The sequence below is a fragment of the Saccharomonospora azurea NA-128 genome, from assembly GCF_000231055.2.
GTDB classification, from domain to species: Bacteria; Actinomycetota; Actinomycetes; order Mycobacteriales; family Pseudonocardiaceae; genus Saccharomonospora; species Saccharomonospora azurea.
Genome location: NZ_CM001466.1, coordinates 4,102,386 through 4,119,876 on the forward strand (window position 1 = coordinate 4,102,386; position 17,491 = coordinate 4,119,876).

Genomic DNA, 17,491 nt, shown 5'->3' on the forward strand with positions numbered 1-17,491 from the left:
CGCGCAGCAGGACGACGGGCGCGACAGGTGGAGCGTCGCCGCCGCGGGCGCTGTGACTCTGGCCGGCCTCGCCTCCGCCGTCCTCGGCCCGGCCGGTGCCGCGCAACTGGCCGGGGTGGTGGCACTCGCCGAGGTGGTCCATCGCCTCGCCACCCGGGGGCGCGAGTGACCCCGGGGACCGCAGGGTCGCGGGGTCACACCATCAGCAGCACGAGTCCGAACAGCACCAGCGCCACCACGGCGAGGCTGACCACCGACTTGGCGGCCAGGTCGCGGGGCAGCATGGCGCCGTGCCGCTCCTTCCACCAGACGAGCCCGAAGACGACGCCGATGAGGCTGAGGATGATCCCGAAGAACCCGATCATGACGTAGCCGACGAGGACGACCATGCCGCACGTGAAGGTGAGCAGTGCGGCGGCGGCGAACGCCTTGGCGTCCGAGGCGGGTCCGGCCGAGACGGCGTTGGGGGCGGAACTGGGCTGAGGCTGCGAGGTCACGGGGCACATCCTAGGGGCGTGCGGGGCTCTGGTGTGGTCGTCGGCGGAGTTATGCTGACGGCCATGACTACCACGATCCCCTTCAGCCACCGTCCCAGCACCCGTCCGGCATCGGCGGAGCGGGTAGCTGAGGTACTGGCGAAGCCGGGATTCGGGGTCCACTTCACCGACCACATGGCCACGGTGGAGTGGACGGAGGGCCAGGGCTGGCACGACGCGCAGCTCCGGGCCTACGAGCCGATCGCGCTCGACCCCGCCTCGGCCGTCCTGCACTACGGCCAGGCCATCTTCGAGGGGCTCAAGGCCTACCGGCAGCCGGACGGCACGGTGAAGGCGTTCCGGCCCGAGGTCAACGCCGCGCGGTTCCGCCGTTCGGCCCGCAGGCTGGCGATGCCGGAACTGCCCGACGAGCTGTTCCTCGGCTCGATCCGGGAACTGATCGCCGCGGACGAGCGGTGGGTGCCGACCCGGCAGGGCGACTCGCTCTACCTGCGTCCGTACCTGGTCGCCACGGAGGTCGGCCTGGGCGTCAACAGCCCGTCGTCCCGCTACCTCTACCTGCTCATCGCCTCGCCCGCGGGTTCCTACTTCGCGGGTGGCGTGAAGCCGGTGAGCGTGTGGCTGTCCACGGAGTACGTGCGCGCGGCGCCCGGTGGAACGGGTGAGGCCAAGTGCGCGGGCAACTACGCCGCCTCGTTCGTGGCCCAGGCGCAGGCCGTGGAGCAGGGTTGCGACCAGGTGGTCTGGCTGGACGCGAACGAGCGCCGCTACGTCGAGGAGATGGGCGGCATGAACCTGTTCTTCGTGTTCGGTTCGGGCTCCGACGCCCGGGTGGTGACGCCCGAGCTGAGCGGATCGCTGCTGCCCGGTGTCACCCGCGACTCGCTGCTGCGGCTGGCGTCCGACTTCGGCCACGAGGTCGAGGAACGCCGCATCAGCACCGACGAGTGGGAGAAGGCGGCGGCGTCCGGCGAGCTCACCGAGGTCTTCGCCTGCGGCACCGCTGCGGTGATCACGCCGGTCGGCCGCGTCAAGCACGCCGGTGGTGAGTTCTCGATCGGCGACGGCACGCCCGGCGAGATCACCATGAAGCTGCGCGACGAGCTCACCGGCATCCAGGAGGGCACGCGGCCCGACCCGCACGGGTGGATGCACACGCTCGGCTGACGACTCTCGACACGCTGACGAGGGCTGGGGACGTCGTCTCCCGGCCCTCTGTCACAGGGTGTGGTGGACGGTTGCCGCCATCGCGACCAGGGGAAGCACCATGACCGCTCCGGTCCCGGACCCTTCGGCGACACCCAGGTCCAGCAGCGGCTCCAGGTCGAGGTGTTCGAGCGCGAGCACGTGAGCCGGTTCGGTGCTGCGGTGCGCGGCCGTCCACCACGAACGCGCACCCGGAGCGAGCTCCTCGGCCAGCAGGGCGGCGGCACACACCGACAGTCCGTCGAGCAGCACGGGGGTCCGGCGCACCGCTGCCTGGGCGAGGAATCCCGCGAGGGCGGCGAGGTCGGCTCCACCGGCCGTGCCCACCAGTTCGAGCGGCTCGGTCACCACCGGCTTCGCTCGCCGCAGGGCGTCCCGGACGGCGGCTGCCTTGCGCATCCACGTGTTGTCGTCGATACCGGAACCGCGGCCGACGACGGCCACGGGCTCGGTGCCGGTCAACGCGGCGACGAGCGTGGCCGCGGGAGTGCTCGCGCCGGTGCCGAGTTCGGCGGGCACGAGGAGGTCCGCGCCTTCGTCCACCTCGGCGTCGGCAATCCGCTTGCCGAGGTCGACGGCCGCCTCGGTCTCCTCGGGCGTCAGCGCGTCCTCGCGGTCGACGGAGCCGGAGCCCCGGCGGACCCGGGACTCGGAGTGCTCGTCGTCGTCCACCGCGACGTCCACCACCCGGATCCCGGCGCCCGCGCGCTCGGCCAGAAGCCCGAGCGGTGTGCCGCCGGTGCGAAGCTCCCGCACGGCCTGTCGTGTGAACTCGGGGGAGCGGGCGGACACGCCTCGGCTCGCGACGCCGTGGTCGGCGGCGAACACGACGACCCGGGGGCGCTGCGGGGCGTGGGGTTCGGAGCGGCCCTGGCGGGCGGCGAGCCAGTCGCCGAACGCGTCGAGCCTGCCGTACCGGGGCCGGCTCGTCCGGCGTGGAACGTCGTCGGGACGGGGAACCTCGGCGAACTCGATAGGCACGGGCCTACCGTACCGGGACGGGCGTCCCGCAGGACCGACGTCGTCGGCGTCCGGCGACGGCGAACCGGGCGGCCTCTAAGATCGGTCGTCATGGTGGGTGGGCGGAGATCGCCGGGCGCGGCCGGTGTCGTTCTGGCCAGTGGCGCGGGAACGCGGGTCGGAGCGGCGACCAACAAGGTGTATCTCCCCCTCGCGGGCCGCAGCATCGTCTCCTGGTCGCTGGAGGCGTTCGCGCGGGCGGAGGGAGTCGACGTCCTCGTGTTGGTGACGAGACCCGTGGACGCCGACCTCGTCGAGCGGGTGTGCCGCGACGAGCTGCCCGGGACGGCCGTGGAAGTCGTCCATGGTGGACGGACACGGCAGGAGTCGGAGCTGTTCGCCCTGCGGCACCTGCGCACCCGCATCGAGTCGGACGCGATCGACACGGTGCTGCTGCACGACGGGGCGCGCCCGCTGGTGAGCACCGGTCTCATCGAGACGGTGCTGCGAGTGGCCCGGGAGTACGGCGGCGCGCTGCCCGGTCTCGAGGCCCACGACATCGTCGCCCTCGACGAGACGGGCGAGGCGGTCACCGCGCCCGAATCGGGGACGCTGGTGCGCGCACAGACCCCGCAAGGCTTCCGGGCCGCGCCGTTGCTCGGGGCCTACGAGAAGGCCGAGGCCGAAGGGTTTGTCGGCACGGACACGGCCTCGTGCATGGAGCGCTTCTCCGACCTTCCGGTGCGCTGGCTGGAAGGGGAGGAGAGCAACATCAAGGTGACCTACCCCCACGATCTGGTGATCGCCGCGCAGGTTCTCGCCGAGGGGGCGTGACCGGCCGAGTCCGCCCGGCCACGCCCGTCGGCCTCGTCGTCAGAGAACGGGGCTCTTCGTCAGGCCCGGGTCGCGCTCGACGACACCGTCGAGGGTCTCGTCGATGGCCTTCATGAGCTCGTCGTCGAGCTTCACGCCTGCGGCCTTCACGTTCTCGTGCACCTGCTCGGGGCGCGAGGCGCCGATGATGGCCGACGCCACGTTGGTGTTCTGCAGCACCCACGCCACGGCGAGCTGGGCCAGCGTCAGCCCGGCCTGCTCGGCCAGCGGCCGCAGCCCCTCCACCCGCGTGAGCACCTCGTCACGCAGGTAGCGCCCGACCATCTGCGCGCCGCCCTTCTCGTCGGTGGCACGGGAACCCGCGGGCGGCGGCTGGCCCGGCTTGTACTTGCCGGTGAGCACACCCTGCGCGATGGGCGACCACACGATCTGGCTGAGGCCCTCGCGCTCGCAGGTCGGCACGACCTGGTCCTCGATGACCCGCCACAGCATGTTGTACTGCGGCTGGTTGGACACGAACGGGATCTTCAGCTCGCGGGCGAGCGCGGCGCCGCGCGCGATCTGCTCGGCGTCCCACTCGGACACTCCGATGTAGAGGACCTTGCCCTGCCGCACCAGGTCGGCGAAGGCGGTCATGGTCTCCTCGAGCGGCACGGTGTGGTCGAAGCGGTGCGCCTGGTAGAGGTCGATGTAGTCGGTGCCGAGGCGCTTCAGGGAAGCGTGGGCCGACTCCATGATGTGCTTGCGGCCGAGGCCCTTGTCGTTCGGGCCCTTGGGGCCGGTGGGCCAGAAGACCTTGGTGAAGATCTCCAGGCTCTCGCGGCGCTGACCGGCCAGTCCGCGACCCAGCACGGACTCCGCCGCGGTGTTCGCGTAGACGTCGGCGGTGTCGAACGTGGTGATGCCGGCGTCGAGTGCGGCCTTGATGCAGGCGTGGGCCTGCTCCTCCTCCACCTGCGAAGCGTGGGTGAGCCAGTTGCCGTAGGCGATCTCACTGACGGAAAGGCCACTGCGGCCGAGACGACGAAACTCCATACCGCAAGACTAGCGGTTACTTGTTTCGCAACACTAACGACTTGACCCGCCGAGTGGGTCCGCCGACATCGTGTCCGCGACCTGCGAACGCTTGTTCGCGTCGCACGTCGCGGACACCCGTACGGGAAGCGCGGACACGCGTGCATGAGGCGCGGACACGCCGGGCTCAGTCGACCTTGTCGCCGGGCTTCACGCGGGGCTTGGGAACGCGGAGCTTGCGCAGCTGGCTCGCCCGCACGAAGGCGTACCAGCCGATCGAGGAACCGCGGATGTTCTCCTTCGGGAACTTCTCGCGCACCTGCCTGCTGATCCGCCTGCCGTTGAGGAAGCCCTCGATGATCATGCCGAGCAACATCACGGTGGTGAGCAGCGTCGCGTACTGCTGGACGACCATGATCGGCACCAGCAGAGTGATGAACACCACGATGGCCATCGGCATGAACAGGCCGAGCACGTTGCGGCGCGAGTCGACGAGGTCCCGGACGTACGCCTTCACCGGGCCGCGGTCCCGGGGCAGCAGGTAGCGCTCGTCGCCGGCGAGCATGCGCTCACGTCGCTCCTTCGCCGCGGCGCGCCGCTCCTCCTTGTTCACCGGGTTCTTCTTGCGCAGCTCACGGCTGCGCCGGATGGCTTCCCGGGTGGTTTGGGGCGGGGGAGCGACCGGGCCGCGCCGCCTGCCCTCGGCCTCACGGCGCTTGGGCGTGGGGCGGCCCTTGCCCGGGGTGTAGCCCTTGCGACGGGCTTCGGCCGAGTCGGCATCCTCGACGGTGGTGCCGGATTCGGCGGTGCCGTCTGTGGTGTCGGCCTCTTTGGTGCTCGAACGACGCAGGAACCTCACCTCACCAGGGTATTGCAGCGCACAGTCGGCATGTTCATCCGGTCGGCGAATGTGACACCATGGACCGTGGGAACAGAACGGGTATGCGGTGTGTTGGAGCCGATGCCCGCCTGAACCACGAACCGTGAGGGAGAGTCATGACGACCGCTGAGCAGACCGGCAACACCTCCGCCGACGCCGGCGAGGCGACACACGGCGTCACGCTGACCGAGTCCGCCGCCGCCAAGGCGAAGGCGCTGCTCGACCAGGAGGGTCGGGACGACATGCACCTGCGCATCGCCGTGCAGCCCGGTGGCTGCGCCGGCCTGCGCTACCAGCTCTTCTTCGACGAGCGCACGCTGGACGGCGACCTGTTCCGCGAGTTCGACGGGCTGCGAGTGGCCGTCGACCGCATGAGCGCTCCGTACGTCGAGGGCGCCGAGATCGACTTCGTCGACTCCATCGAGAAGCAGGGCTTCACGATCGACAACCCGAACGCCGGTGGCTCCTGCGCCTGCGGCGACTCCTTCCACTGAGCCGTCTTCAGGGCCTGTCCTCAGGCCTACGGTCAGCCGGGTCACCGATCGACCTCACCGCTCCCAGAGCCGCGCTCGTCCGAGTGCGACGGCTCTGGGAGCGTTGTTGTTGCGAGGTGCGGCGGGAATCATCCGCACGCGAGTTCGGCGACCCGGCGGCGTAACGCCGCCGCCGTGCCTGCGACTTCCCCCACGGCCAGGGGGAAGGAGGCACGATGTCCACTACGTCACGAGCGCTCGACGGTCGGACGGTCCGGGGCCTCGACGCGGCCCTCGCGGGTACCGCTCTGACGCCGGAAGACCCGAGTTACGAGGACGTCCGCGCGGTCTTCAACGCGATGGTGACCGCCCGTCCCGCGGTGATCGCACGCTGCGCGACTCCCGACGACATCGCGACAGCGCTCGCCTTCGCCACCGACCACGATCTGGAGGTGGCGGTCCGTGCGGGTGGCCACAGCGTGTCCGGAGCCAGCCTCGTCGACGGAGGGCTGGTGGTGGACCTGCGGCCGATGCGGGACGTCGGCGTCGACACCGGGCGCCGCACCGTCACCGTCGGAGGCGGTGCCACGTGGGCGGACCTGGACGCGGCGATCCAGCCGTATCACCTCGCCACCACAGGCGGGCGCGTGTCCACCACCGGCGTCGCGGGCTTGACGCTCGGTGGGGGATCGGGCTGGTTGGAGCGGCGTTTCGGGCTGTCCTGCGACAACCTCCTCGCGGTGGAGCTGGTCACCGCCGACGGGCGGCAGGTGCACGTGGACGAGGAGAGCACACCCGAGTTGTTCTGGGCGCTGCACGGAGGCGGCGGCAACTTCGGTGTGGCGACGTCGTTGACCTTCGCCCTGCATCCGTTGCCGGAGTTCTGCATCGCGTTGCTCGTCTGGCCCGCGGAGCAGGGGCGTGCCGTGTCCCGGCTCTACCGTGATCTGCTGGACGGTGCGCCGGAGGCCGTCGGCGGCGGCGTGATCTACCACACGGCCAAGGCCGACGATCCTGTGCCACCGGAGCTGGTGGACACCCTCTGCTGTGCGGTGCTGGTGACCTACACGGGGCCGATCGGCGAACTGCGCGAGTTCATCGCGCCGCTGCGCGCGGCCGAGCCTTGGGGCGAGTTCGTGTCCGAGGTCCCGTACGCCGAGTTCCAGCGCATGCTCGACGACCCGCCCGGCCAGCGCAACTACTGGTCGGACGAGAACCTCCGCGAGCTGCCCGACGAGGCCCTCGACCGGTTCTGCGCCCGCGCCGGGGAGATGCCCGTGCCGTCGGCGTCCCAGCAGCTGCTCTTCCCGTGGGGTGGCGCGATCTCCCGTGGGCGTGCGTGGCCGGGCTTCGACCGCGGCGCGGCTTGGGCGGTGCATCCGTTCGGCATCTACCCCGACCCGGCCGACGACGCCCGGGTGAGGGCCTGGTCACGCGGTCTGTGCGCCGACGTCCGTCCCTGGGGCACGGGTGACGCATATCTCAACTTCATCGGTGACGAAGGACACGACCGGGTCGTGGCGGGCTTCGGCGAGCGCAACTACCGGCGACTCGCGGAACTCAAAGGCCGATACGACCCGGACGACGTCTTCCACCGCTGGCACGACATCCGGCCGTTGACTACAGCTTGACCGGGTAGTGCGGCTCCGGGACCTCGGGCTTGATGCGGTGCTCGACGAAGATGCCGTGCCACAGCATGAAGACCAGCAGCGCCCACAGCCGCCTGCTGTGGTCGAGCGTGCCGTCCTTGTGCTCCTGCAGCATCGCCAGGATCGCCTGCTTGTCGAGCAGCTCGTCGGTCTTGGAGTCGTTGACGATGCCGCGCGCCCATTCGTACATGTCGGTCCGCAGCCAGTGGCGGATCGGCACGGGGAAGCCGAGCTTGCGCCGGTTCAGCACGTGGGCGGGCACGATGCCGTCCAACGCCCGCCGCAGGGCGTACTTGGTGGTCTCCCTGGTGATCTTCTGGTCCAGGGGGATCGTCGACGCGACGCGGAACACCTCCGCGTCCAGGAACGGCACTCGCAACTCCAGCGAGTTGGCCATCGTCACCTTGTCGGCCTTCACGAGGATGTCGCCGCGCAGCCAGGTGAACAGGTCGACGTGCTGCATGCGCGCCACTGGGTCCCAGCCTTGGGAGAGCTCGTACCAGGGTGCGGTGACGTCCCGGTGGCCGATGCCCTCGCGGAACGTGCGCAGGATCGGCCGCAACTGGTCGTCGCGGAACAGACGCGCGTTGCCGTAGTAGCGCTCCTCCAGCGACAACGCTCCCCGGCGCAGGAGGTCCTTGCCGCGGGTGCCCTCGGGGATGAACGTGGACGCCTTGCCGATGAGCTTGCGAACGCCGCCGGGGACCTTCTCGAACGGCGCGAGCGACAGCGGCTCACGGTAGATGGTGTAGCCGCCGAACAGCTCGTCCGAGCCCTCGCCGGACAGCACGACCTTGACGTGCTTGCGCGCCTCACGCGCGATGAACCACAGCGGCACGAGCGCCGGGTCCGCCACCGGGTCGTCGAGGTACCAGACGATCAGCGGCAGGGTCTCCATCATCTCCTCGGCGGAGACGGTGCGCACCACGTGCTTGACCCCGATGGCCGCGGCGGACTCGGCCGCCACGTCCACCTCGGAGTAGCCCTCGCGCTCGAAACCGGTGGTGAACGTGATCAGGTTCGGGTTGTGCTCCTTCGCCAGTGCCGCGATGGCGGTGGAGTCGATGCCGCCCGACAGGAACGAGCCCACCGTGACGTCCGCGCGCATGTGCTTGGCGACCGAGTCGCGCAGCACCTCGGCGATGTTCTCGTGCAGGGCCGCCACCTGCGCCGCACCCGACACGGGCTGCGCGCGGAACTCGGGGGAGAAGTAGCGCTCGATCCTCGGCTCCCCACCGGGCGACACCGTGAACGAGGTTCCGGACTCGACTCGGCGGATGCCCTGGTGCAGGGACTCGGGCTCGGGGACGTACTGCAGCGTCAGGTAGTGCTGCAGGGCGGTGCGGTCGAGCTCCTGCGCGATGCCCAGGGTGTCGGTGAGCTCCAGCAGGCTCTTCTTCTCGCTCGCGAAGGCGACGCCGTCGGGGCCGGACGCGTAGTACAGCGGCTTGATGCCGAACGGGTCGCGCGCACCGAAGAGAACCTGGCGCTCCGAGTCCCAGATCAGGAACGCGAACATGCCGCGGAGGCGGCCCACCGCCGCGGTGCCGAGGTAGTGGTAGGCGGCCACGATCGCCTCGGTGTCGCCTTCTGTGGCGAATTTCGCACCGTGTTCTTCGGCCAACTCCTCGCGCAGTTCGAGGTAGTTGTAGATCTCACCGTTGAAGTTGATGGTGTAGCGCGTGGGGTTGTCCTCAGGGCCCCAGGTCAGGGGCTGGTGCGAGTGCTCGAGGTCGATGATGGCGAGGCGGTTGAAGCCGTAGACGACGCGGCCGTTCGCCCAGGTGTCGGTCTCGTCAGGGCCGCGATGCCGCTGGCAGCGCAGGGCACGGCCGACGGCCTCCCGCGCCTTCGCCGCGTCGTCCTCACTGCCACAGACCAGTCCAAGCAGGCCGCACACGCCGTTTCACACACCCTTTGTTCGTCAAAGCCTTGAGTCGTAAGTCGCAAGTATGCCGGGGAAGGCGGTGACGCCGCTGTCCCGGGTCTCGGCTAGAGTCCCATTCGTTGCAAGGATCGGGCGAGGAGGCATCACGGAGTGGGCGTTTCTGAGCGCACCCGGGGCACACGACGAGGCAAGGCCGGCAAGCTAGCGGCGCTCGCCGCGCTCGTCGCTTTGACGGTCACCGGTTGCTCGGGCGAGGAAATTCTGCGGTTCGGGTGGCCCGACGGTGTCACGCCGGAGGCCGACAAGATGCGCACCTTCTGGACCTGGGCGGTCGTGGCAGCGCTCGGTGTCGGCGCGATCGTGTGGGGACTCATCTTCTGGTCGATGGCATTCCACCGGAAGAAGAAGGGCAAGAACGAGCCCCTGCCGAGGCAGTTCCAGTACAACGTGCCGCTGGAACTCTTCGTGGTCGTGCTGCCGGTCGTCATGGTCTGCGTCCTGTTCTTCTTCACGGCGGTCACCGAGCAGTCGGTGCTGGCCGAGGAGGACGACCCCGACGTGGTGGTGGACGTCACCGGGTTCCAGTGGAACTGGGAGTTCACGTACCCGGAGGAGCAGGCCGAGAACGGTCAGCCCGTCACCACGGTCGGTAGCTCCAGCGAGATTCCGCTGATGGTCGTCCCGACGGACCGGAGGATCCAGTACAACCTGGTGTCCACCGACGTCATTCACTCCTTCTGGGTGCCGGAGTTCCACTTCAAGCGGGACGTCATCCCCCACCCGGACAAGAACAACCAGGACAACTCGTTCCAGAACACCATCGACCAGGAAGGTGCCTTCGTCGGCCGTTGCGCCGAGCTGTGCGGCACCTACCACGCGATGATGAACTTCGAGATCCGTGCTCTGTCGCCGGACAAGTACGACCGGTACATCGAGCTGCGCAAGCAGATCAACCCGGACACGGGGCAGCCGAACACCGCCGCCGAGGCTCTGTCGATCATGCAGGGCGAAGGCTGCGACGAAAAGCTGTGCAGCCCGGTCGCCACGACCACGAGCCCGTTCTCGACCGACCGCACCCTGCGGACCGCGTCAAACTGAGCCGGGCCTCGAGAAGTGACCCAGCGATCGAGTAAGAAGGACACACGCTCATGAAGGTCGAAGCTCGGGTTTTCGACATCGTCGCGATCTTCGGTTTGGTCGTCGCGGTGGTCTACGGGGTGCTCACCGCCCAGATGACCGACGACGGCATCGAGCCGATCGGCACGATCGCGCTCCTGCTCTCCGGTGGCCTGGCGCTGCTGGTCGGCAGCTACTTCCGGTTCGTCGCCCGCCGGATCGAGCCGCGTCCCGAGGACCACGAGGACGCCGAGATCAGCGACGGCGCCGGGGAGATGGGCTTCTTCAGCCCTGGCAGCTACTGGCCGATCGGCGTCGCCGCGGCGGCAGCGCTGCTCAGCATCGCGCTGGCGTTCTGGCAGCCCTGGCTGATCATCGTCGGTATCGTGGTCGTCATCATGTCGGTCGCGGGCCTGGTGTTCGAGTACCACACGAGTCGCAGCCACTGACCGTTCGATCGTCGCGATCCCAGAACGAGGGCCCCGGTGTGCACCGGGGCCCTCGTTCTTGTCGTCCGTCGTCGGGGAGCGGTCAGAAAGCGCGCTCGGGGGCTCGTGGCGGCTCGGTGAGGGTTCTCCCCGTGGCGTCGTGTCCTCGATGCTCCGGCGCGCGTTGGGGCGGCGTGCCGAGGTGCCCGTCCGATGCCCGAGTGGCACCGGACGGGCCCAGCCTCAGCTCCGCTTGATCCAGCGATCCAGCAGGTCGGCGGCAGCACCGGAGTCGAGGGTCCGGGTGGCTCGCTCCAGACCCGCGCTCAGATCGGCGGTGAGGTCGTCCGAGAAGCCCGCGTAGGCCGCCAGCGCGCCCGCGGCGTTGAGCAGCACGGCGTCGCGTACGGGGCCCTTCTTGCCGCCCACGAGGTCCTTGACGACCTCGGCGTTCGCGGCGGCGTCACCACCGCGCAGAGCGTCCGGCTCGGAGAGCGGGATGCCCAGGACGGTGGGATCGATCGTCGTCCGGCGCACCTGGCCGTTCGACACGACCCAGGCCGTGCTGGTGGTCGTGGTGGTGATCTCGTCGAAGCCGTCGTCGCCGCGCACCAGCAGGACACTGTGCCCGCGCCGCGCGTACACCTCGGCGAGGACGGGAGCCTTGTCCAGGTAGGCGCACCCGATGAGTCCCGACGTGGGCTGTGCCGGGTTGGTGAGGGGGCCGAGCAGGTTGAACGCCGTGGAAACGCCCAGTTCGCGGCGTGGCGGCCCCGTGTGGCGGTAGGCGGGGTGGAAGACGGGAGCGAAGCAGAAGCCGATCCCGAGCTCCTCCACGCAGCGGCGCACGTCGTCGGGTTCCGAGTCGATCGTCACACCGAGCGCTTCGAGCACGTCCGCCGCGCCGGACTTCGACGAGGCGGCGCGGTTGCCGTGCTTCACGACGGGCGTGCCGGCCGCGGCCACGACGAGTGACGTCATCGTGGAGATGTTCACCGAGCCCTTGCGGTCGCCGCCGGTGCCGACGATGTCCACGGTCGGCGTGGTGAGCTCGATGCGCTTGGCGTGCGCGAGCATCGCCTTCGCCATACCCGAGATCTCGGCGGGAGTCTCGCCCTTCGACCGCAGGGCCACGGCGAAGCCGGCGATCTGCGCCGGGGTGGCCTCACCCGACATCACCTGGTCCATGGCCCACGCCGTGGCGTCCTCGGAGAGGTCGACGCGCTCGATGAGCTCGTTGAGGACGGTTGGCCAGGTGTGCTCAGGCATGGTCATCTCCGGCTGCCGACACCACCACGCGTGGTGCGGCCACAAGTTGGGGGCTCACCCCGGCACCGAGGTGAGCCGTCGTCATCACAGTTCACGAACCGGTCAACGGGGTGACCGGAACCTCACCGGCGCAGGAGGCCGCTCGTGTCCGAGATCTCCGGGAACTCCGACACCGGCACTGCCGCCGTCCGGGAACGGTATCGGCCGGGTCAGCCGTTCACCGCGGGCACACGCTGGGTCCTCAGCACGTGCGCGACCGTCTCCGCCGCGGAGAGCGGGTCGAGAGGGTGGACGAGTACGGCGTCGGCCTGCGACCAGGTGGCAAGCCAACGGTCGTCCCTGCGTCGGACAGCCACCACGATAGGCGGGCAGTCGGCGAGTTCGTGCTTCAACTGCCGAGTGAGACCAATCCCACCGGTGGGTTGAGCCTCACCGTCGAAAATGGCGAGATCGACCTCACCCGAATCCATCTCCGCGATGACGTCGGCCACTCCCGCGGCCTCGACGTACGAGACTTTCCCCAGATCGGCGGCCGGTCGGCGGCCGACCGCGTTGATGATGGAGTCGCGCACCTCCGCCTTGTGGCTGAAAACCAGGATCCTCTTGGCCGGCTCGGTCATCCTCGCGTCCTTTGCGCCTCGACGATGGTGACGAGCCTCATGCTAACGGGCCTACCCCCTGGTTACCCAGCGGGTTCGAGGCTCTTTGGGTAGCGTTTTCGGTCCGTGCACGACCGTCTGTAGGACCCGATCTGCGGCGCCCGGTCGAGGGGAGACATAATGCGAGCCGTGACAACGGCAGCTCCTTCCATCAGCCAGCGAGTGCACTCGCTGAACCGGCCGAACATGGTGAGTGTCGGCACGATCGTGTGGCTGTCCAGCGAGCTCATGTTCTTCGCTGGCCTCTTCGCCATGTTCTTCACGGTCAAGGCGCAGAACGACTCCGGCATCTGGCCGCCGCTGAACCCGGCGACAGGTGAACCGATCCACCTGGACATCGCGTACGCGCTGCCGTTCACGTTGATCCTGGTGGCATCGTCCTTCACCTGTCAGTTCGGTGTCTTCGCGGCCGAGCGCGGCGACGTCTTCGGACTGCGCCGTTGGTACTTGATCACCCTGATCATGGGGACGGTCTTCACCCTCGGGCAGGCCGGCGAGTACTACATGCTCGCCAGCTCGGGCGTGACCATCTCGTCCGGTGCCTGGGGTTCGGTGTTCTTCATGACCACGGGCTTCCACGGTCTCCACGTCATCGGTGGTCTGATCGCGTTCGCGATGCTTCTGGTGCGGACGAAGCTGAGCAAGTTCACTCCGGCGCAGGCGACCTCGGCGATCGTGGTGTCCTACTACTGGCACTTCGTCGACATCGTGTGGATCGGCCTGTTCGCGGTGATCTACATCGTTCCTTGATCTCGAGTACTCGGCCGAACTGACAGCAAGGGTTGCCGCAGAAGATGTTCTTCAAGAAGAAGCCCGTCGCCGCGGAGAGCAGGCGATCGGCTCGTCGCACGAAATTCCGTCGCCGTATGGCCGGCACGCTGGCCCTCGGTGTGGCGCTGCTGAGCGCGGGCGGTCTGTACACGGTGTTCGCGCCGGAGCCGCAGACGGCCCAGGCGCAGGAGGACCCGGCTCTCATCCGCAAGGGTGAGCAGGTCTACAACAACACCTGCATCAGCTGCCACGGCGAGAATCTCCAGGGTGTGGAGGACCGGGGTCCGAGCCTGATCGGCGTCGGCGAGGCCTCCGTGTACTTCCAGACCGCCAGCGGCCGGATGCCGATGGTCCGGCAGGAAGCCCAGGCGTTGCGCAAGCCGCCGAGGCTCACGCCGGAGGAGATCGACGCGCTCGGTGCCTACATCCAGGCCAACGGTGGTGGCCCGCAGCGTCCCGCCGAGTCCGGCGCGGAGCTGCGTGGCGAGAACCCCGCGCGAGGCGCGGAGCTGTTCCGCCTGAACTGCGCGTCGTGTCACAACTTCACCGGGCAGGGCGGCGCCCTGTCGGCGGGCAAGTACGCGCCGCCGCTCGACCCCGCCTCCGAGGAAGAGATCTACACCGCGATGTTGACCGGGCCGCAGAACATGCCGAAGTTCTCCGACCGGCAGCTCTCCCCCGAGGAGAAGCAGGACATCATCGCCTACGTGAAGTCGGTCTCGGGCAGCAACAACGCCCCCGGCGGGAACCCGCTCGGTGGCCTCGGGCCGGCATCGGAAGGTGTGATCGCCTGGGTTGTCGGCATCGGTGCGCTGATCGGCGCGACCCTGTGGATCGGATCGAGGGCGTAGGGGCATGAACACGCCAGTCGAGCCACGGCGGCGTTCAGCCGGGAAGGCCAAGGGTGAGGGGCTTACGCCCTGCACGCGGAGCACAGCGAGGCAGGTTCAGACAGCATGAGTAGCGGTAACGGGCCGGAGCAGCGGCCGAGCGACGAGGAGCTCGCGGGTATGAGCCGTGACGAACTCGTCCGGCTCGGTGCGAAGCTGGACGGGGTCGAGATCGTCAACTACCCCGATCCGTGGCCGGTCAAGGGGACGAAGGCCGAGAGGCGCGCCCAACGGACGGTGGCGTTGTGGTTCGTCCTCGCCACGCTGGCGGGGCTCGCGTTCATCGCCGCCCTGATCTGGTGGCCGTCGGAGTACGTGCCGGCTGACGACGAGAGCGGTCATTTCTGGTACAGCCTGTACACGCCTGCGTTGGGTATCACGCTGGGTGTGTCGGTGCTCGCGTTGTCGATCGGCATCCTGCTCTACACGAAGCGGTTCATCCCCGACGAGCTCGCCGTCCAGGAGCGCACCGACAACATGGGCAAGGGCTCGGCCGAGATCGACCGGCAGACCCTGGTCGCCCAGCTGGCCGACGCCGGTGAGCGGAGCACGATCGGCCGCCGTTCCCTGATCAAGCGCACCGCCGGTCTCGGCGCGGGCGTGCTCGGTCTCGGCACGGTGGCGCTGCCGGTGGCCGGGTTCATCAAGAACCCGTGGGAGAACCCGAACAGCCCGGACTCGCTGGCCCACACCGGGTGGATGCCGCAGTACCCGGGCGAGGTCGTCTACCTCCGCCGCAACACGGGCGACCCGCAGGAGATCTCGCTCGTGCGTCCGGAGGACCTGGACGCCGGCGGTATGGAGACGGTGTTCCCGTTCCGGGAGTCGGAGCGAGGCGACTCGCACGCACTGTCCGTGGCGCTCAAGCGCTCCGACAACCCTGTGATGCTCATCCGGCTGCGCGCCGACGACGCCGAGCGGGTCGTCAAGCGCAAGGGCCAGGAGGACTTCAACTACGGCACCTACTACGCGTACTCGAAGATCTGTACGCACGTGGGTTGTCCGGCGTCGTTGTACGAGCAGCAGACCAACCGGTTGCTGTGCCCGTGTCACCAGTCGCAGTTCGACATGCTGCAGTACGCCAAGCCGGTGTTCGGCCCGGCGACTCGCGCGTTGCCGCAACTGCCGATCACGGTGAATGAGGACGGGTACTTCGTTGCTCGGCACGACTTCATCGAGCCGATCGGACCGGGTTTCTGGGAGCGCAAGTCATGAGCTCACTCACTACGCCGACGAAGGGCTCCGGCTTGCTGGCGAAGCAGGCCGCTGCGGCGGCGGACAATGCCGACCAGCGGTACGTCATGGCCAAGGGGATTAGGCACCAGCTCAACAAGGTGTTCCCGACCCACTGGTCGTTCCTGCTGGGCGAGGTGGCCCTTTACAGCTTCATCATCCTGATCCTCTCGGGGATCTACCTGACCTTGTTCTTCGACCCCTCGATGGCGGAGGTCGTCTACGACGGCCCGTACAAGAACCTTCAGGGTGTCGAGATGTCGCGGGCGTTCGAGTCGACGCTCGAGATCTCGTTCGAGGTCCGGGGCGGACTCTTCATCCGCCAGGTGCACCACTGGGCGGCGTTGATCTTCGTCGCGTCCATGTTCGTGCACATGTTCCGGATCTTCTTCACCGGAGCGTTCCGCAGGCCGCGTGAGGCCAACTGGGTCATCGGCGCGCTGCTGCTGATCCTGGGCATGTTCGAGGGCTTCTTCGGCTACTCGCTGCCGGACGACCTGCTCTCCGGTACCGGTATCCGGGCGACGCTGTCGGGCATCGTGCTCTCGGTCCCCGTGGCGGGCACCTGGTTGCACTGGGCGCTCTTCGGTGGCGAGTTCCCGGGCATGATGATCGTGCCGCGGATGTACGCGCTGCACATTTTGATCATTCCGGGCATCATGCTCGCGCTGGTCGCGGCGCACCTCGCGCTGGTCTGGTACCAGAAGCACACGCAGTTCCCCGGGCCGCGGCGCAAGGAGACCAACGTCGTGGGCGTGCGGATCATGCCGGTCTTCGCGCTCAAGGCGGGTACCTTCTTCGCGCTGGTCACCGGCTTCATCGCCCTGCTGTCCGGTCTGTTCCAGATCAACGGGGTCTGGCACATCGGTCCCTACAACGCCTCCCAGGTGTCGGCGGGGTCGCAACCGGACTGGTACATGGCCTGGGCGGACGGCATCCTGCGTATCTACCCGGCCTGGGAGCTCTACCTCGGCAACTACACGGTGCCTCCGGTGTTCTTCGCCGGCGCGATCGGCATGGGCATCCTGTTCACGCTGCTGATCGCGTATCCGTTCATCGAACGGAAGCTGTCGAAGGACACGGCGCACCACAACCTGTTGCAGCGTCCTCGCGACGCACCGGTACGCACCAGCCTCGGTGTGATGGCGCTGACGTTCTTCATGGTGCTGGAGATCTCCGGCTTCAACGACATCGTCGCGTTCAAGTACGACATCTCGTTGAACGCGATGACGTGGGCAGGCCGGATCGGACTCCTCGTGCTCCCGCCGTTGGCGTACTACATCACCTACCGGATCTGTCTGGGGCTGCAACGCTCCGACCGCGAGGTGCTGGAGCACGGTGTGGAGACCGGCATCATCAAGCGGTTGCCGCACGGTGAGTTCATCGAGGTGCACCAGCCGCTGGGCCCGGTCGACGAGCACGGGCACCCGGTGCCGCTGGAGTACCAGGGCGCGCCGGTGCCGCAGAAGATGAACGAGCTCGGCAGCGCGGGCAAGCCGGTGCCCGGTTCGTGGTGGTCTCCGGACCCCGCGGACGAGACCGCCGCACTGGAGCGGGCACGCGCCCAGCAGGGCGACCACGCCAGTGGCGAGCTGGAGGCGCCGGAGCCCGAGCAGGCGGGATCGTCCGGCAAGCACTAGCCGGGTCGACGGCGCCTTCGGGCGCCACGACGCCAGACGGGAAAGGCCCCCATCACCGATCCGGTGGTGGGGGCCTTTCCCATG

General features: G+C 68.7%; 17 protein-coding genes. 10 read left to right on the forward strand and 7 right to left on the reverse strand.

Translation table 11 applies throughout. The features are described 5' to 3' along the window. Positions 1 to 194: 194 nt before the first annotated feature. Positions 195 to 497, reverse strand: coding sequence for a hypothetical protein (locus SACAZDRAFT_RS18960; protein ID WP_005444285.1), 303 nt, complete (start codon positions 495 to 497; stop codon positions 195 to 197). Between the two features lie 63 nt (positions 498 to 560). Between SACAZDRAFT_RS18960 and SACAZDRAFT_RS18965 the strand changes: the two genes are divergently transcribed. After that, positions 561 to 1,664, forward strand: coding sequence for a branched-chain amino acid aminotransferase (locus SACAZDRAFT_RS18965; protein ID WP_005448541.1), 1,104 nt, complete (start codon positions 561 to 563; stop codon positions 1,662 to 1,664). 51 nt (positions 1,665 to 1,715) lie between these two features. Here SACAZDRAFT_RS18965 and SACAZDRAFT_RS18970 read toward each other — a convergent pair whose 3' ends face one another. Further along, on the reverse strand, positions 1,716 to 2,684 hold the full coding sequence (locus tag SACAZDRAFT_RS18970) for a nicotinate-nucleotide--dimethylbenzimidazole phosphoribosyltransferase (RefSeq protein WP_005444287.1): 969 nt from the start codon (positions 2,682 to 2,684) through the stop codon (positions 1,716 to 1,718). Positions 2,685 to 2,774: 90 nt separating this feature from the next. On the opposite strand from SACAZDRAFT_RS18970, the gene SACAZDRAFT_RS18975 reads away from it, so the two are divergent. Next, positions 2,775 to 3,497 (forward strand): IspD/TarI family cytidylyltransferase, encoded by a 723-nt coding sequence (locus SACAZDRAFT_RS18975; protein ID WP_005444288.1) that lies wholly within the window; start codon positions 2,775 to 2,777, stop codon positions 3,495 to 3,497. A gap of 39 nt (positions 3,498 to 3,536) precedes the next feature. On the opposite strand, the gene SACAZDRAFT_RS18980 is transcribed toward SACAZDRAFT_RS18975, so the two are convergent. Further along, positions 3,537 to 4,532 (reverse strand): aldo/keto reductase family protein, encoded by a 996-nt coding sequence (locus SACAZDRAFT_RS18980; protein WP_005444289.1) that lies wholly within the window; start codon positions 4,530 to 4,532, stop codon positions 3,537 to 3,539. Positions 4,533 to 4,698: 166 nt separating this feature from the next. After that, positions 4,699 to 5,370 carry a DUF3043 domain-containing protein gene (locus tag SACAZDRAFT_RS18985; RefSeq protein WP_005444291.1) on the reverse strand — a complete coding sequence of 224 codons (672 nt, stop codon included), beginning with the start codon at positions 5,368 to 5,370 and terminating at the stop codon, positions 4,699 to 4,701. 137 nt (positions 5,371 to 5,507) lie between these two features. On the opposite strand from SACAZDRAFT_RS18985, the gene SACAZDRAFT_RS18990 reads away from it, so the two are divergent. Together SACAZDRAFT_RS18990 and SACAZDRAFT_RS18995 are read left to right on the forward strand one after the other, a co-directional pair. Next, entirely contained in the window at positions 5,508 to 5,885 is a 378-nt protein-coding gene (locus SACAZDRAFT_RS18990; protein WP_005444292.1) for a HesB/IscA family protein, read from the forward strand. 215 nt (positions 5,886 to 6,100) lie between these two features. Continuing rightward, on the forward strand, positions 6,101 to 7,495 hold the full coding sequence (locus SACAZDRAFT_RS18995; protein WP_005444293.1) for an FAD-binding oxidoreductase: 1,395 nt from the start codon (positions 6,101 to 6,103) through the stop codon (positions 7,493 to 7,495). Here the strand turns inward: SACAZDRAFT_RS18995 and asnB are convergent. Then, positions 7,485 to 9,413: an asparagine synthase (glutamine-hydrolyzing) gene (gene asnB, locus SACAZDRAFT_RS19000; RefSeq protein ID WP_005444294.1), complete on the reverse strand. Its 1,929-nt coding sequence runs from the start codon at positions 9,411 to 9,413 to the stop codon at positions 7,485 to 7,487. The two genes, SACAZDRAFT_RS18995 and asnB, sit on opposite strands and share 11 nt — an antisense overlap. Positions 9,414 to 9,551: 138 nt before the next feature. Between asnB and ctaC the strand changes: the two genes are divergently transcribed. Together ctaC and SACAZDRAFT_RS19010 are read left to right on the forward strand one after the other, a co-directional pair. After that, complete coding sequence (gene ctaC, locus SACAZDRAFT_RS19005; RefSeq protein ID WP_005444295.1) at positions 9,552 to 10,499, forward strand: aa3-type cytochrome oxidase subunit II; 948 nt, start codon at positions 9,552 to 9,554, stop codon at positions 10,497 to 10,499. Between the two features lie 50 nt (positions 10,500 to 10,549). After that, entirely contained in the window at positions 10,550 to 10,966 is a 417-nt protein-coding gene (locus SACAZDRAFT_RS19010) for a cytochrome c oxidase subunit 4 (protein ID WP_005444296.1), read from the forward strand. A 222-nt stretch (positions 10,967 to 11,188) separates the two neighbouring features. Here the strand turns inward: SACAZDRAFT_RS19010 and trpD are convergent, their stop codons facing one another. Next, positions 11,189 to 12,214 (reverse strand): anthranilate phosphoribosyltransferase, encoded by a 1,026-nt coding sequence (gene trpD / locus SACAZDRAFT_RS19015; RefSeq protein ID WP_005444297.1) that lies wholly within the window; start codon positions 12,212 to 12,214, stop codon positions 11,189 to 11,191. A 209-nt stretch (positions 12,215 to 12,423) separates the two neighbouring features. Next, positions 12,424 to 12,834, reverse strand: a complete 411-nt coding sequence (locus SACAZDRAFT_RS19020; RefSeq protein WP_005444298.1) for a hypothetical protein — start codon at positions 12,832 to 12,834, stop codon at positions 12,424 to 12,426. A gap of 159 nt (positions 12,835 to 12,993) precedes the next feature. On the opposite strand from SACAZDRAFT_RS19020, the gene ctaE reads away from it, so the two are divergent. From ctaE to qcrB, 4 genes are all read left to right on the forward strand, one after another. Beyond that, complete coding sequence (gene ctaE / locus SACAZDRAFT_RS19025) at positions 12,994 to 13,623, forward strand: aa3-type cytochrome oxidase subunit III (protein WP_005444299.1); 630 nt, start codon at positions 12,994 to 12,996, stop codon at positions 13,621 to 13,623. A 44-nt stretch (positions 13,624 to 13,667) separates the two neighbouring features. Next, complete coding sequence (gene qcrC, locus SACAZDRAFT_RS19030) at positions 13,668 to 14,495, forward strand: cytochrome bc1 complex diheme cytochrome c subunit (RefSeq protein WP_005444300.1); 828 nt, start codon at positions 13,668 to 13,670, stop codon at positions 14,493 to 14,495. Positions 14,496 to 14,600: 105 nt separating this feature from the next. Continuing rightward, on the forward strand, positions 14,601 to 15,749 hold the full coding sequence (gene qcrA, locus SACAZDRAFT_RS19035; protein ID WP_005444301.1) for a cytochrome bc1 complex Rieske iron-sulfur subunit: 1,149 nt from the start codon (positions 14,601 to 14,603) through the stop codon (positions 15,747 to 15,749). Continuing rightward, on the forward strand, positions 15,746 to 17,407 hold the full coding sequence (qcrB, locus tag SACAZDRAFT_RS19040; protein WP_005444302.1) for a cytochrome bc1 complex cytochrome b subunit: 1,662 nt from the start codon (positions 15,746 to 15,748) through the stop codon (positions 17,405 to 17,407). The genes qcrA and qcrB overlap by 4 nt, the downstream gene beginning before the upstream one ends. Positions 17,408 to 17,491: the final 84 nt, after the last annotated feature.

Excerpts from the sequence above, each read along its gene's own strand:
- ctaE (WP_005444299.1), top strand. The coding sequence starts at position 12,994 with ATGCGAGCCGTGACAACGGCAGCTCCTTCCATCAGCCAGCGAGTGCAC.
- SACAZDRAFT_RS18990 (WP_005444292.1), top strand. The coding sequence starts at position 5,508 with ATGACGACCGCTGAGCAGACCGGCAACACCTCCGCCGACGCCGGCGAG.
- trpD (WP_005444297.1), bottom strand. The coding sequence starts at position 12,214 with ATGCCTGAGCACACCTGGCCAACCGTCCTCAACGAGCTCATCGAGCGC.
- qcrB (WP_005444302.1), top strand. The coding sequence starts at position 15,746 with ATGAGCTCACTCACTACGCCGACGAAGGGCTCCGGCTTGCTGGCGAAG.
- SACAZDRAFT_RS19010 (WP_005444296.1), top strand. The coding sequence starts at position 10,550 with ATGAAGGTCGAAGCTCGGGTTTTCGACATCGTCGCGATCTTCGGTTTG.
- qcrA (WP_005444301.1), top strand. The coding sequence starts at position 14,601 with ATGAGTAGCGGTAACGGGCCGGAGCAGCGGCCGAGCGACGAGGAGCTC.
- SACAZDRAFT_RS18995 (WP_005444293.1), top strand. The coding sequence starts at position 6,101 with ATGTCCACTACGTCACGAGCGCTCGACGGTCGGACGGTCCGGGGCCTC.
- SACAZDRAFT_RS18980 (WP_005444289.1), bottom strand. The coding sequence starts at position 4,532 with ATGGAGTTTCGTCGTCTCGGCCGCAGTGGCCTTTCCGTCAGTGAGATC.
- SACAZDRAFT_RS19020 (WP_005444298.1), bottom strand. The coding sequence starts at position 12,834 with ATGACCGAGCCGGCCAAGAGGATCCTGGTTTTCAGCCACAAGGCGGAG.
- SACAZDRAFT_RS18965 (WP_005448541.1), top strand. The coding sequence starts at position 561 with ATGACTACCACGATCCCCTTCAGCCACCGTCCCAGCACCCGTCCGGCA.
- qcrC (WP_005444300.1), top strand. The coding sequence starts at position 13,668 with ATGTTCTTCAAGAAGAAGCCCGTCGCCGCGGAGAGCAGGCGATCGGCT.
- SACAZDRAFT_RS18975 (WP_005444288.1), top strand. The coding sequence starts at position 2,775 with ATGGTGGGTGGGCGGAGATCGCCGGGCGCGGCCGGTGTCGTTCTGGCC.